Origin of the sequence: Streptomyces sp. HPF1205 (assembly GCF_020400825.1) — a bacterium.
Lineage (GTDB): Bacteria > Actinomycetota > Actinomycetes > Streptomycetales > Streptomycetaceae > Actinacidiphila.
Window position 1 is genome coordinate 242,111 of the sequence record NZ_JAINVH010000006.1, and the last position, 13,468, is coordinate 255,578.

Here is a 13,468-nt window from a genome sequence, read left to right on the forward strand (position 1 = left end):
AGGCTCAATTGGTGGAACTTTTTGCCAACCGTACGGGGGGCCCATGCGGCTGACCGCCCGTCACCTCCCGGCGCCGCCGGTCAGGAAGAGGGGGCCCTCGGGGGTGACCCGGCCGGGGGCGGTGTGCCAGTAGTCGTGGGTCTCGGCGGCCAGGCCCGAGGGGGTGAAGCGGACGAAGACGCAGCCGGCCAGCGTCGTGGGGCAGGGGTCGCCGGTGGCGTCGGGTTCGAGCGAGTGGACCAGGTACTCGGCGGCGGCCGTCCCGTCCCCGGCGACCAGCGGCGGCCCGAAGCGGACCGACTGCGGCTGCTCGGTCGCGAAGGTGGACCGCAGGTAGGCCGCGAGGGCGCGGCGGCCGACGTGCGGGGGACGGAAGGGCATCGAGCGGTGGACGCAGTCCTCGGCGTAGAGGGCGAGGATCGCGTCCACGTCGTGGGCGGCCCAGGCGGCCTCCCACGTGGTGACGAAGCGTTCGGCGGCCGCTGCGGTGTTCATGCAGCGGAGTCTGCCGGAAAAAGCCCCCGCCCGCCGGTACGGGGGACCAGGCGGGCGGGGACGCTTCGGGACCCGGGCGGGACCCGGTCACTGACAAAGAGCGCGTGCGGCGGCCGTGTGTGACATCCCGCGGATGTGATCTGGGTCACCCGAACCGCCCGGCGGCGGCGGCCGCCTCACGGGCGCCCGCCGCAGCCGTACGCGTACCGGACCGGCTCAGCGGCGCGCCACGCCCTCGGCCCGGGCCGCCGCCGCGACCGCCGCGGTGACCGCCGGGGCGACGCGCGGGTCGAACGGTGAGGGGATCACCTTGTCCGCGGACAGCTCGCCGGCCACCACCGCGGCCAGCGCGCCGGCCGCCGCCAGCTTCATGCCCTCGGTGATCGCCGAGGCCCTGACCTGCAGCGCGCCGGCGAAGATGCCGGGGAAGGCGAGCACGTTGTTGATCTGGTTGGGGAAGTCCGAGCGCCCGGTGGCGACGACGGCCGCGTACTTGCGCGCGACGTCGGGGTGCACCTCGGGCGTCGGGTTGGCCATCGCGAACACGAACGATCCCGGCGCCATTGCCGCGACCGCCTGCTCCGGCACGGTCCCGCCGGAGACCCCGATGAACACGTCGGCCCCGGCCAGCGCGGACTCCAGCGAGCCGGCCAGCCCGGCGGTGTTCGTGTACGCGGCCAGATCCCGCTTGACCGGGTTGAGGTCCTCCCGGCTCCCGTGCACCACGCCCTTGCGGTCGGTGACGGCGACGTCGCCGATGCCCGCCTCCACGAGGATCCTGGCGATGGCGACCCCCGCCGCGCCCGCGCCCGAGATGACCGCCCGCAGATCGCCCAGCGACCGCCCGGTCAGCGCGCAGGCGTTGCGCAGCGCCGCGAGCGTCACCACCGCGGTGCCGTGCTGGTCGTCGTGGAAGACCGGGATGTCCAGCCGCTCCTTGAGCCGCTTCTCGATCTCGAAGCAGCGCGGCGCCGAGATGTCCTCCAGGTTCACCCCGCCGAAGGACGGCGCGAGCCGCACCACGGTCTCCACGATCTCGTCGACGTCCGTGCAGTCCAGCGCGACCGGCACGGCGTCCACGCCGCCGAACTGCTTGAACAGGATCGCCTTGCCCTCCATGACGGGCAGTGAGGCGCGCGGGCCGATGTCGCCCAGGCCCAGCACCGCCGTGCCGTCGGTGACCACGGCCACCAGGTTGGAGGTCCAGGTGTAGTCGTGCACCAGCTCCGGCTGCTCCGCGATCGCCGTGCACACCTCGGCGACCCCGGGGGTGTACGCCAGCGACAGGTCGTCCGCGTCGCGCACCGGAACGGTGGCGGCAACTTCCATCTTGCCGCCGCGGTGCAGGGCGAACACCGGATCGACCGGGAAGCCGTCGAGCGCCGGACCCCGCACCGCGTCACCGCCCGCACCCGCGGCCGGATTCCCGGTCGGATTCGTGGCCGGATGCGCGGTCCCGCCGGTAAGGGCGGTGGTGCCGGTATTGCCGGTATTACCGGTATGGTCGCCCTCCTGCTGACCCGCGGTGTCGGCCTCGGTCCCGGTCCCGGACCGGGTACCCGTTTCGAGGGTTGTCGAGGGATTGATGATTTCCGCTGCCACAATGACCCCTTTGTCGTAAATGGTGAGGGAAATACTCCTCCCGCGGAGGGGAGAAGTGTGGGCTCGGCGCCGGTGCCGTCGGATGAGAGTGAGCATGGTGGCGGCAGACGCCGGGCGCGCCGCACAGCACGCCGAGGGCCCCGGATGAGGGGTGAGGACTCGTTCCGCCGGAAAGACGTTTCCGCGGACGAGTGGGATAACGGGGCACGGACCCGCCGCGACCCGGCCGTGGTACGCCGGTCCGGTGGGTGCCCGGGGATCGCCCGTTATCCGATTTTGACACAACGGCGACCCTGCCTGGTGCTGTCCGGATGGCAAGATGCACAGATCACACAGGGTGGCGGCACTCGATGGCGTGTGCGTACGGCCCCCGCACGACGACCCTCACCTCCCAGGAGGAAGCAGCGATGACCGCTCGTACCACCAGGCGCCCGGCCGCCTTCACCCGTCTCACCGCGGTCGCCGCCATCGCGGTCGCCGGCACTCTGGTGCTCACCGGGTGCGGCGACCAGACCAAGAAGGACGACTCCTCCAGCAGTGGTTCCTCCTCCTCGCCGAGTACGGGTTCCGGCTCCGGCAACGGCGGCACCGCGCCGCTGTTCTCCAAGCTCCCGCAGAAGTACCAGGACTCGAAGGTGATCAAGGTCGGCACCGACGCCTCGTACGCTCCCATGGAGCAGACCGAGAACGGCAAGATCGTCGGTATCGACCCGGACATCGCCGACGCGCTGTCCAAGCAGCTCGGCGTGAAGTTCGAGTTCACCAACGGCCAGTTCGACGGCCTGATCACGTCGCTCTACACCGGCCGCGCGGACATCGCGATGTCCGCCATGAGCGACACCAAGGCACGCCAGCAGGGCCTGGACGACAAGGGCAAGAAGGTCGGCAAGGGCGTCGACTTCGTCGACTACTACATGTCGGGCTCCTCACTGCTGGTCAAGAAGGGCAACCCGAAGGGCGTCAAGACGTTGGCCGACCTGTGCGGCCAGACCGTGGCGGTGCAGCGCGGCACGATCTACGAGACCGCGTTCAAGCAGCAGAAGACCGCCTGCGGCAGCAAGGGCCTGACCATCGAGTCCTTCGACACCGACACCGAGGCGCAGACCCGGGTCAAGGCCGGCGGCGCGGTCGCCGACCTGAACGACACCCCCGTGGCCGCCTACATCGCCCAGAAGTCGGGCGGCGCCTTCGAGGTGGCCGGCTCCCCGGCCGACGCGGGCCCGTTCGGCATCGCCGTGGACAAGAGCAACACCCAGCTGCGCGACGCCCTCCAGCAGGCCATGCAGGCGATCATCGCGGACGGCACCTACTCCAAGGTGCTGCAGAAGTGGAACGCGACCGTCGGCGCCATCACCACGGCCAAGATCAACGGCGGCTCCTGACGTGACGGAGAACTTCGAGAAGGAGCCGGCCGGCACTCCCTCGGCCGGCTCCCCGGCCGCGGAAACCCCGGTGACCCCGGAGAACCCGGCGACCACGGACACCCCGGCGGCCCCCGCCCTCCCGTACGAGGCCATCCGCGCCATCCCGGTGCGGCACTACGGCCGCTGGGTCAGCGCGGTGGTCGTGGTGGCGCTGCTGGGCGCGCTGGGCTACGCCTTCTCGCAGGGCGACATCCTGTGGGGGACGGTCGGGGACAAGCTGTTCGACCGGACCATCGTCCAGGGCGCCTGGCACACCGTCCTCATCTCGGTGTGCGCCATGGCGATGGGCGTGGTGCTCGGTCTGCTGCTGGCCGTCATGCGCCTGTCCAAGAACCCGGTGACCAGCGCGGTGTCCTGGCTCTACATCTGGTTCTTCCGCGGCACGCCGGTGTACGTGCAGCTGCTGATGTGGTTCAACCTCTCGTTGATCTTCCCCGTGATCAACCTGATGCCGTTCTACAAGAACGACACCGTCGCGATCATGACCCCCTTCGTCGCCGCGCTCCTGGGCCTCGGCCTCAACGAGGGCGCGTACATGGCCGAGATCGTCCGGGCCGGCGTCCAGTCGGTCGACGTCGGCCAGACCGAGGCGGCCCACGCGCTGGGCATGACGGGCGCGCGCACCATGCGGCGGATCGTCATGCCGCAGGCCATGCGGCTGATCGTGCCGCCCACCGGCAACGAGTTCATCAACATGCTGAAGACCTCCTCGCTGGTGTCGGTCGTGCAGTACACCGAACTGCTGCGCGCCGCGTCGAACATCGGCAGCGAGTCGACCGCGGTCATGGAGATGTACTTCGTCGCCTGCATCTGGTACCTCGCGATCACCAGCGTGTTCAGCGTCGCGCAGTACTACGTGGAACGCCGCTTCGCCCGCGGCTCGCTGCGGTCGCTGCCGCCCACCCCCTGGCAGAAGGTCAAGGCGAACCTGACCACCCTGCGCCGACCGAAGGTGGCCTGATCATGAGCAGCAACAGCAGCCGGCCGATGGTGAAGTCGGAGGCCGTGCACAAGTCCTTCGGTGCCGCGCACATCCTCAAGGGCATCGACCTGGAGGTCGCCCCGCGCGAGGTGTTCTGCCTGATCGGGCCGTCCGGTTCGGGCAAGTCCACCTTCCTGCGGTGCATCAACCACCTGGAGCAGATCAACGCCGGCCGGCTGTGGGTCGACGGCGAGCTGGTCGGCTACCGGCAGCGCGGCGACCGGCTGTACGAGCTGAAGGACCGCGAGGTCGCCGCCAAACGGCGGGACATCGGCATGGTCTTCCAGCGGTTCAACCTCTTCCCGCACATGACCGCCCTGGAGAACGTGATGGAGGGCCCGGTCCAGGTCAAACGGGAGGCCAAGGCGGTCGCCCGGGAGCGGGCGGCCAAGCTGCTGGACCGGGTGGGCCTGGCCGACAAGGCCGGGAACTACCCGTCGCAGCTGTCCGGCGGCCAGCAGCAGCGGGTGGCCATCGCCCGCGCCCTGGCCATGGAGCCCAAGCTGATGCTCTTCGACGAGCCGACCTCCGCGCTCGACCCGGAGCTGGTGGGCGACGTGCTGGACGTCATGCGCGGCCTGGCCGAGGACGGCATGACGATGATCGTGGTGACGCACGAGATGGGCTTCGCCCGCGAGGTGGGCGACGCGCTGGTCTTCATGGACGACGGCGTGGTGGTCGAGGCCGGTCATCCCAGGGACGTACTCGTCAATCCGCGGCACAACCGCACGAAGGCCTTCCTATCGAAGGTACTGTGACAGCCTGTCACGCTTCAAGGGGAGCACGGGCCGTGCCACGGGGAATGGGGCCCGTGCCCCCCGCAGTTAAGGACCACACGTGGAACTGTCTTTGTACGCGGACTACGCGGTCCGCCTGGTCAACACCGAGGAGCCCGAGCGCGGCACGGACGCGCTGACCTCGGTGGAGGCGGTGCGTGAGCTGTTCGGGGAGTCGCACGCCGCCGGGCGGGTGGTGGACGCCGACGTGGCGCGGCTGCGCGCGGTGCGCACCCGTCTGCGCGGGGTGTTCGAATCCGCGGACGAGGGCGACGAGGTGCGGGCGGTGGACCTGCTCAACGCGCTGCTGCTGGAGTTCCCGGTCAGCCCGCAGATCTCCGGGCACGACCACCTCGACGCCGCCGGCCGGCCCGCCTGGCACCTGCACCTGGCCGAGCAGGCGGCGAACGCCACCGCGAGCTACTCGGCCACCGCGTGCATGGGCCTGGCCGTCCAGCTCACCACCCTCGGGGTCGACCGGCTGGGCGTCTGCGAGGCGTCCCCGTGCCGCAACGCCTACGTCGACACCTCGACCAACCGGTCCCGCCGGTACTGCTCCGACCGGTGCGCCACCCGGGCGAACGTCGCCGCCTACCGGGCCCGCAAACGCCTGGAGAACGAGCGGTCCGGGCGCAGCGGCCGCACGCAGGAGGCCGCCCAGGAGGCCACGCCCGCCACCGAGCGCTGAAGCTCGCGCGGCGGCCTGAACCGCGCCCTGGCCCTGGCCAGCACCAGGTCGTCGGGCACCGTGCCGAAGTCGCGGCTGTCGTTCTCCACGAAGGCGTTGTCCCCCAGCACCCACCAGCCGCCCTCACGCCGCTCCACCGCGCGCTTGACGATCAGCAGATCCTGCTGGAGCGGGTGCCGCAGCACCACCACGTCCCCCTCGCGCACCAGCTCGGAACCGCTGCTGACCCGCTGGATCAGCAGCCAGTCCCCGTGCAGCAGCGTGGGTGCCATCGACGGACCAGTGACTTCGACCAGCTCCCACGACAGCCGGGCCCCCTGCTCACGCATCCTCGCGCCTCCTGGCTCGATCCTCCACCAGCCCCAGGGTGTCACCAGACTTTTGGCCCAAGCCACCTGGGGCACCCGAGAAAACGACTCGTCCAGGGAGTAATGTCCCACCTGGAAGACGATCACGAGGAAGGACGGCTGATGTTCACTCGCCTGTTCACGCCCAAAACCAAGGTCAGCGCGCACTGCGATCTGCCCTGCGGCGTCTACGACCCGGCCCAGGCCCGCATCGAGGCCGAGTCGGTCAAGGCGGTTCAGGAGAAGTACCAGGCGAACGAGGACCCGGACTTCCGTACGCGGGCCCTGGTCATCAAGGAGCAGCGCGCCGAGCTGGCCAAGCACCACGTCTCGGTGCTGTGGAGCGACTACTTCAAGCCGCCGCACTTCGAGAAGTACCCCCAGCTCCACCAGCTGGTGAACGACACCCTCAAGGCGCTCAGCGCGGCCAAGGCGTCGAACGACCCGGCGACCGGCCAGAAGGCGCTGGAGCTGATCGCCGAGATCGACAAGATCTTCTGGGAGACCAAGCAGTCCTGACCGGACGGCCGGCTGTCTTCACCGGTTCCGCACCGGTTCCGCCCCGCGGCGCGTGTCACACCGCGGGGCGGTTCCCTACTCGCGGGTAGGGCTCATAGAGTCACCCCCATGTTTGCCGTGTATGCCGCGCGCATCGATCCCGATCGGCCGCTGAGCGGCCTGGAGCTCGGGGAGCGTCCCGAGCCGGACTCGCGCGAGGGGTGGACGACGGTCACCGTCAAGGCCGCCTCGCTCAACCACCACGACCTGTGGTCGCTGCGGGGCGTCGGCCTGCCCGCGGACAAGCTGCCGATGATCCTGGGCTGCGACGCCGCCGGGATCGACGAGGACGGCAACGAGGTCGTGCTGCACTCCGTCATCGGGCAGACCGGCCACGGCGTCGGGCCGGGCGAGCGCAGGTCGCTGCTCACCGAGCACTACCAGGGCACCTTCGCCGAGCGGGTGAGCGTGCCGGTCTGGAACGTGCTGCCCAAGCCGGCGGAGCTGTCCTTCGAGGAGGCGGCCTGCATGCCGACCGCGTGGCTGACCGCCTACCGGATGCTGTTCACCAACGCCGGGGTGCGGCCGGGGGACTCGGTGCTCGTGCAGGGCGCCGGCGGCGGGGTGGCGACCGCGGCCATCGTGCTGGCCCGGGCGGCGGGCCTGCGGGTCCACGCGACCAGCAGGGACGCGGCCAAGCGGGAACGCGCGCTGGAGCTGGGGGCGCACGCGGTGCACGAGGCCGGCGCGCGGCTGCCCGAGCGGGTCGACGCGGTCATCGAGACCGTGGGGGCGGCCACCTGGTCCCACTCCGTCAGGTCGCTGCGGCCCGGCGGCACCCTCGTCACCTCCGGCGCGACCAGCGGGCTCAACCCGAAGTCCATGGAGCTGAACCGGATCTTCTTCCTGGAGATGCGGATCGTCGGCTCCACCATGGGCACCAAGGACGAGCTGCGGGAACTGCTGTCCTTCTGCGCGCTGACCGGGGTGCGCCCGGTGATCGACTCCGTACTGCCGCTGGACCGGGCCCGTGAGGGCTTCGAACGACTGGAGCGGGGCGAGGTGTTCGGGAAGATCGTGCTCACCGCCTGACCGGTTGGCGGGCGCGGTTCACGGCGCCGGTTCGCCGCCTGAGCGGAGGGCGGCGATGATGTGGGCCGTCGCGGCCTTGATGTGGTGGCGGGCCTCGCGCAGCCGGGCGTCGTCGACGCCGTGGTCGCGGGCCGCGTCACGGACGTCGTCGCGGAAGCGGTCCAGGAGGCGTTCGAGGTCGCGCAGGGGGTCGGCCGAGGGGGGCGTGTCGTCCTCGGCGGGCTGCGGCGGGGCGGGGGCGTAGCCCCAGGGCGGCCCCCACTTGCCGCCGGTGCCGGTGCTTGAGCCGGCGCCCATGCCGGTGCTCGTGCCCGCGCCCATGCCGGCCCCGGCGCCCGGCCCCATGCCGAACCGGCCCAGTTCGCGGCTGAGTTCGGCCAGCCCCTCGCGCAGCCCGGTCTGCCAGTCGCCCGCCCGCGCGTACTCCTGCACCTGCCGCTGCACCTGCTGGGCGATCCGCTGCACCTCGTCGCGCGTGCTGTCCATCGCCTCGCGCGCGGCCTTGGCCTGCTGGCGCGCCTCGCGGGCCTCCTCCTTGGCCTGCCGGGCCTGCTCCTTCCAGGCGCGCCTGGCCGCCCGCTCGGACGTCCCGCCGCCGGTGTCCGAGGCCTGGGTCCGCTGGGCGGCCGCCTTGACCTCCTGGCGCAGGTCGCCCGCCGCCCCCCGTACGTCCTCGCGGATCTCGGCGGCCAGGGCGGAGACCGACTCGCGGATCTCGGCCTCCAGGCCAGCCATCTCGTCGGCCCGGGAACGCAGTTCGGCCCGGCCCGCGTCGGTGAGGGAGTACACCTTGCGGCCGCCCTCGGTGGAGTGGGTGACCAGGCCCTCCTTCTCCAGCTTGGCAAGCCGCGGGTAGACGGTGCCCGCCGAGGGCGCGTAGAGCCCCTGGAACCGCTCCTCCAGCAGCCTGATCACCTCGTAGCCGTGGCGCGGCGACTCGTCCAGCAGCTTGAGCAGGTACAGCCGGAGCCGGCCGTGGCCGAAGACGGGGGCCATGTCACACGTCCTTGCGGAAGGAGGGCGCGGCGGAATCCTCCGGGACCGGTGGCGGGGCGTCCGCGTCGTCCAGGGGCGGCCGGCGCAGCAGCGCGATGGCGCCCGAGACGGTGCTCGCCTTCAGCCGGGCCCCGCCCGCGCCGATCCGCCCGGCGATGTGCTTGGCGCCCCACTGGCCGGTGACCCGCAGCTCGCCGAAGTCGCAGGAGGCGTTGCCGCTCGTGGTGCTCGCGTCCACCTCCGCGTTGCCGGGCTCGGGGATGCGGATGGCGATGTCGCCGGAGACGGTGGTCAGCCGTACGTCGGCGCCCGCCCCGGGGTCCAGGTCCAGCACCATGCTGCCGCTGACCGAGTCGGCCCTGACCTCCGAGCCGCTGCCCTCGACGACGGTGAGGTCGCCCGAGACGGTGCCGAACGCGAGGTCGCCGGACAGGGCCTGCGCCTCGACGCTGCCGCCGACCGTGTTGGCCCGCACCGGTCCCGAAAGGCCCACCAGCGTGGTGTCGCCGCTGACCCCCTGCACCCGGGTCGGCCCCGAGATGCCGGAGATCACCGCGCCCGCGCCGACCACGCCGACCTCGACCTCGGTGCGCTGCGGCACCGCCAGCGAGACCACCGCGTGCCGCTGCCGGGCGGTGAGCGCCACCCACTTCAGGAAGCCCTTCCAGGGCACGTCGTCGTAGGCGACGGTGAGGGTCCGGCCGGTCAGCCGCACCTTCAGCGGCGGACCGCCGATCTCGGTCACCTCCACCCGGGCCGGGCCGCCGTCGGTGCCCACCACGTGGACCTCACCGTTGACCAGCCTGACGTTGACCGTGTCCACGGGCTCGTCGAAGACGAACCTGCCCGGTCCGGTGACGGTCCGCTCCGACGTGCTCATCGTTCCCCTCCGGGCGCTCGGCCAACGCAACATATCGCGTCTTCCCGATAGACACGATATATCGCGTGCCGCGGAAGTCAAGCGGCAGCGGGCAGGGCGGGCGCCCCAGGGCGCGGGCTACGCCTCGTCGTCCACGTCGTCCTCGTCGTCCAGCCGGGCCAGCCAGGTGGCCAGCCGCTCTACCGGGATCTCGAACTCGGGGTTCAGGTCGACGAACTCGCGCAGCCGGTCGGACAGCCACTCGAAGGTGACCTCCTCCTCGCCGCGCCTGTCGGCGAGCTCCTCGATGCCGCGGTCGGTGAAGTACACGATCTGCTCCGGAACGGTCGGGGGACGGTTGGACGTTGGGGGTACGGGAAACAACAGCTCACAGACGCCGGCGGGACCGGTCGGCGACTGCACCGCAAGGATAGGCAGGTCCGCCGGGCCCTCGCGCGGGCCGGGGGCGGGCGGATAGCCTTCGGAGACGACGGGGGCCGGTGGGGGGACATGAGGGGCGTACGGAGGGCGGCGAGCGGGCGACCGCCGGGACCGGGGGGCGCGCGATGACGATCCCGGCCGGGCCGGAAGAGCCGGTGGACCCCGCCGAGATCCTGGTGCCCCTGGTGAGCGCGGCGACCGTGCGCATCCATGGCCCCGAACCGGGTAGTCCTTTTCGCGGCAGCGGTTTCTTCATCGCTCCCAACTGGGTGCTCACCTGCGCCCACGTCGCGCTGACCGGACAGGAGGAGTCCGTGGGGGCGGCCCGCAGAGTGTCGGTCGGGTACGGCGACGAGGTGCTCAGCGGCGTCGTGGAGTGGGCCGAGCCCGACGCGGGCCCCGGCCGGGACACCGCCCGCTGGCCCGCGCCCGACCTGGCCCTGGTCCGGCTGCTCGACCACGTCGAGCACCCGTGCGTGTGGATCACCGAGCGCACGGCCAAGAGCTACACCACCAACCAGGTCGCCTTCTTCGGCTGGACCCCGCTGGACGCGGGCCCGGGCTCGGGCGAGGTCTACGAGTACAACGGCCGCTGCACCATCAGCGGCCAGCTCGGCGCGGGCAGCGGCGGGATACTGCGGCTGGGCAACGGCGACGAGATGCCCTACGGGGTGTCCGGCGGTCCCGTGGTGGACCTGGTGCGCGGCGAGGTCATAGGAGTGCTCAAGTCGCGCCGCCGCGGCCAGGACGGCGGCCTCGCCGTCGGCATCCAGCAGTTACGGCGGCTGCCGGTGGCCAAGGCCCCGCAGGACGACCTCTACCACCGGGTGATGACCGCCCATGACCTGCACCACGCCGACCACTACCGTTTCGTGCCGGACAACGAGGTCACCTGGACCGACGCGCACGCCGAGATCGGGGCCACCGCGGGCCGGGCGCTGACCCCCGGCCGCCGCACCCGCCTGCTGGGTCTGCTCGCGCAGTTGCCGCCGCCGGCCGGGGCCCGCGCGCTGCAGGACATCGTCACCGAGGTGCGCGGCAGCCCGGTCCAGGGCATCCCGCTGGCCCCCCGCGCCTGGCGCGACGGGCTGGGCCTGCTGTACGACCTGCGGCGCGGCACGATGGAGCTGGAGGCCGTGCTGCGGTACGCGGTGCACGCCGCCACCGCCGATCGCCCGCACCAGGCCGACGACTCCGCCGAGCGCGCCCTGTGGCGCTGGGCACACGACACGGCCGCTGAGTCCGACAGCCTGACCCGTATGTTCCGCAACACGCTGATGGAGGAGCGCCGCACCCGGCTGCGCACCCGCGGCGCGGTCACCTTGGAGCGCAGGCCCGCGTACCAGGCCAGGACCGAGGCGCTGCTGGAGATCATCCCGCGCGGCTGGGAGCCGGGCCGGTACGACTGGCGGGTGAGCGTGATGCCGGTGGGCGGCGAAGTGGACTGCGTGGAGGAGGACTTCAGGGGCACGGCCTTCGCCGACCTGCCGGCGCGGGTCGCCGAGCCGCTGGCCGAGGCGTTCCGCCGCTGCGACGAGCCCGGCCACACCGCCGCCCTCCAGCTCGCTGTCCCTGGCGCGCTGGTCGCCATGGCCGTCGACACCTGGCGGCTGCGGCCCGGCGGGCGCATGCTCGGGGCCGAGCGGCCGGTGGTCACCCGCCGCAGCGACCCTCCCCCCGCCGGCGGCGGCCCGCGCCCCGAGGACGACGCCGCCCTCATGGCCGAGCGCGAGGACCGCTGGCGCGCCCAGCACCTGCGCCGCCTCGACGCCACCGTGCTCGACTGCGACGAGGTGGCCGGCGGCGACCTGCCCGAGCCGGCCGTGCTGCGCGAGATGCCCCGCGAGACCGTCCCCGTGCTGTGCCGCGGCGCCGCCACGGCCCCCCAGATGCTGCACGACCTGGTGGCCGGCGGCCACGCCATCGCGCTGTGGCGCCGCGAACCGGTCGCGCCCGAGGCCCCCTGCGCGGACTACCACCGCGGCATCGAGCAGACGGTACGGCAGGCGCGCACCGCGGCCGGGCTGCCGGCCGCCGTGACGGCCCTGCGGGCGGACGTCGCCGACGGCGTACCCGAGGCGTACTGGTCCACCGGCCTGATGCTCTTCTACGACGACCCCACGCGCCCCCTACCCGGAACCGACGAGCTGCTGGAGACCCCATGACGACAAGGGAGAGCACGCGCAGGAGCAGGGCACAAGGACCGGCGGCCACCGGTGGCGCGGGGGCGGAGAAGTGAGCGACCTCTCCGGCATCAGCGAGACCGACCCGGCCGGCGAGTGGCTGATCTACCGCGGCACCGGCGAGCCCCACTCCGGCATCGAGGACCTGCCCGAGCCGCCACCCTGGCGGGACTTCGACGGCGGCCCCCTGGTCGAGCCCGGCCCGGGCGCCGATTCCTCCTCGGCGAGACGGCTGGGCGCCTACCGGCACATGGCCGAGATGCACCGCCCCAGCCCCGAGGAGCTGGAGATGGTCAACGCGGCCCTCTACCTGCGCCGCCCGCTGCTGGTCACCGGCAGCCCGGGGACCGGCAAGAGCACACTCGCGCACGCCGTCGCGTACGAACTGGGCCTGGGCCGGGTGCTGCACTGGCCGATCGTCAGCCGCAGCGTGCTCCAGGACGGCCTGTACCGGTACGACGCCATCGCGCGGCTGCAGGACACCCAGATCGCCGCCAACTCCGGTACGCCCGTCCCCGGCGGCATCGGCAGCTACATCCGGCTGGGCCCGCTGGGCACCGCCCTGCTGCCCACCGCGAAGCCGCGGGTGCTGCTCATCGACGAGCTGGACAAGAGCGACATCGACCTGCCCAACGACCTGCTCAACGTCATGGAGGAGGGCGAGTTCGGCATCCCGGAGCTGGAGCGGCTGGCCGAGCGCGAGCCGCAGGTCGAGGTGCTCACCGACGACGGCGCCAAGGTCACGGTGGGGGAAGGGCGCATCCGCTGCCGCGCCTTCCCGTTCGTGGTGCTGACCAGCAACGGGGAACGGGACTTCCCGCCGCCGCTGCTGCGCCGCTGCATCCACCTGGAGCTGGGCCGCCCGGACCACAAGCGGCTGTCCACGGTGGTACGGGCGCACCTGGGCGACGAGGCGGCGACGGTCGGCGACGACCTGGTGAAGCGCTTCCTGGAGCGGTCGCGCAGCGAACTGCTCGCCACCGACCAGTTGCTGAACGCGATCTACCTCACCCACCACGCGGCCCCGCCCACCCGCTCCCGGCTCGCCGACATGCTCATCCAGCGCCTCGACCGGCCCAGGTGAG

Annotated in this window: 14 protein-coding genes; 8 read left to right on the forward strand and 6 right to left on the reverse strand. The window is 72.3% G+C overall.

The features are described from left to right. Window positions 1-60: 60 nt before the first annotated feature. Window positions 61-495 carry a nuclear transport factor 2 family protein gene (locus tag K7G61_RS09765; protein ID WP_225846302.1) on the reverse strand — a complete coding sequence of 145 codons (435 nt, stop codon included), beginning with the start codon at window positions 493-495 and terminating at the stop codon, window positions 61-63. Between the two features lie 216 nt (window positions 496-711). Continuing rightward, the gene (locus tag K7G61_RS09770; protein ID WP_225846363.1) at window positions 712-1,890 is read right to left on the reverse strand and encodes an NADP-dependent malic enzyme; all 1,179 of its coding nucleotides are present in this window, start codon (window positions 1,888-1,890) and stop codon (window positions 712-714) included. A 614-nt stretch (window positions 1,891-2,504) separates the two neighbouring features. Between K7G61_RS09770 and K7G61_RS09775 the strand changes: the two genes are divergently transcribed. The 4 genes from K7G61_RS09775 to K7G61_RS09790 all read left to right on the forward strand — a co-directional run bounded on the left by K7G61_RS09775 (window position 2,505) and on the right by K7G61_RS09790 (window position 5,967). Then, a complete protein-coding gene (locus K7G61_RS09775; RefSeq protein ID WP_225846303.1) occupies window positions 2,505-3,479 on the forward strand; it encodes an ABC transporter substrate-binding protein in 975 nt (324 codons plus the stop codon). Between the two features lies 1 nt (window position 3,480). Beyond that, window positions 3,481-4,482: an amino acid ABC transporter permease gene (locus K7G61_RS09780; RefSeq protein ID WP_225846304.1), complete on the forward strand. Its 1,002-nt coding sequence runs from the start codon at window positions 3,481-3,483 to the stop codon at window positions 4,480-4,482. Between the two features lie 2 nt (window positions 4,483-4,484). Then, window positions 4,485-5,261, forward strand: a complete 777-nt coding sequence (locus K7G61_RS09785) for an amino acid ABC transporter ATP-binding protein (RefSeq protein ID WP_308190616.1) — start codon at window positions 4,485-4,487, stop codon at window positions 5,259-5,261. A 79-nt stretch (window positions 5,262-5,340) separates the two neighbouring features. Then, window positions 5,341-5,967, forward strand: coding sequence for an ABATE domain-containing protein (locus K7G61_RS09790; protein ID WP_225846305.1), 627 nt, complete (start codon window positions 5,341-5,343; stop codon window positions 5,965-5,967). Here K7G61_RS09790 and sodX read toward each other — a convergent pair. Further along, window positions 5,871-6,296 carry a nickel-type superoxide dismutase maturation protease gene (sodX, locus tag K7G61_RS09795; protein ID WP_225846306.1) on the reverse strand — a complete coding sequence of 142 codons (426 nt, stop codon included), beginning with the start codon at window positions 6,294-6,296 and terminating at the stop codon, window positions 5,871-5,873. The two genes, K7G61_RS09790 and sodX, sit on opposite strands and share 97 nt — an antisense overlap. Before the next feature lie 141 nt (window positions 6,297-6,437). Between sodX and sodN the strand changes: the two genes are divergently transcribed. Next, window positions 6,438-6,833, forward strand: coding sequence for a superoxide dismutase, Ni (gene sodN, locus K7G61_RS09800; protein WP_225846365.1), 396 nt, complete (start codon window positions 6,438-6,440; stop codon window positions 6,831-6,833). A 108-nt stretch (window positions 6,834-6,941) separates the two neighbouring features. Continuing rightward, window positions 6,942-7,904, forward strand: a complete 963-nt coding sequence (locus tag K7G61_RS09805; RefSeq protein WP_225846307.1) for a zinc-binding dehydrogenase — start codon at window positions 6,942-6,944, stop codon at window positions 7,902-7,904. A gap of 18 nt (window positions 7,905-7,922) precedes the next feature. On the opposite strand, the gene K7G61_RS09810 is transcribed toward K7G61_RS09805, so the two are convergent. From K7G61_RS09810 to K7G61_RS09820, 3 genes are all read right to left on the reverse strand, one after another. Beyond that, the gene (locus tag K7G61_RS09810) at window positions 7,923-8,900 is read right to left on the reverse strand and encodes a PadR family transcriptional regulator (RefSeq protein WP_225846308.1); all 978 of its coding nucleotides are present in this window, start codon (window positions 8,898-8,900) and stop codon (window positions 7,923-7,925) included. 1 nt (window position 8,901) lies between these two features. Continuing rightward, window positions 8,902-9,780: a DUF4097 family beta strand repeat-containing protein gene (locus K7G61_RS09815; protein ID WP_225846309.1), complete on the reverse strand. Its 879-nt coding sequence runs from the start codon at window positions 9,778-9,780 to the stop codon at window positions 8,902-8,904. A gap of 117 nt (window positions 9,781-9,897) precedes the next feature. Next, entirely contained in the window at window positions 9,898-10,089 is a 192-nt protein-coding gene (locus K7G61_RS09820) for a DUF6104 family protein (protein WP_225846310.1), read from the reverse strand. Window positions 10,090-10,325: 236 nt separating this feature from the next. Here K7G61_RS09820 and K7G61_RS09825 point away from each other — a divergent pair, with 236 nt between their 5' ends. Both K7G61_RS09825 and K7G61_RS09830 read left to right on the forward strand, forming a co-directional pair. After that, window positions 10,326-12,365 carry a trypsin-like peptidase domain-containing protein gene (locus tag K7G61_RS09825; RefSeq protein WP_225846311.1) on the forward strand — a complete coding sequence of 680 codons (2,040 nt, stop codon included), beginning with the start codon at window positions 10,326-10,328 and terminating at the stop codon, window positions 12,363-12,365. Window positions 12,366-12,435: 70 nt separating this feature from the next. Continuing rightward, window positions 12,436-13,467 carry a MoxR family ATPase gene (locus tag K7G61_RS09830; protein ID WP_225846312.1) on the forward strand — a complete coding sequence of 344 codons (1,032 nt, stop codon included), beginning with the start codon at window positions 12,436-12,438 and terminating at the stop codon, window positions 13,465-13,467. Window position 13,468: the final 1 nt, after the last annotated feature.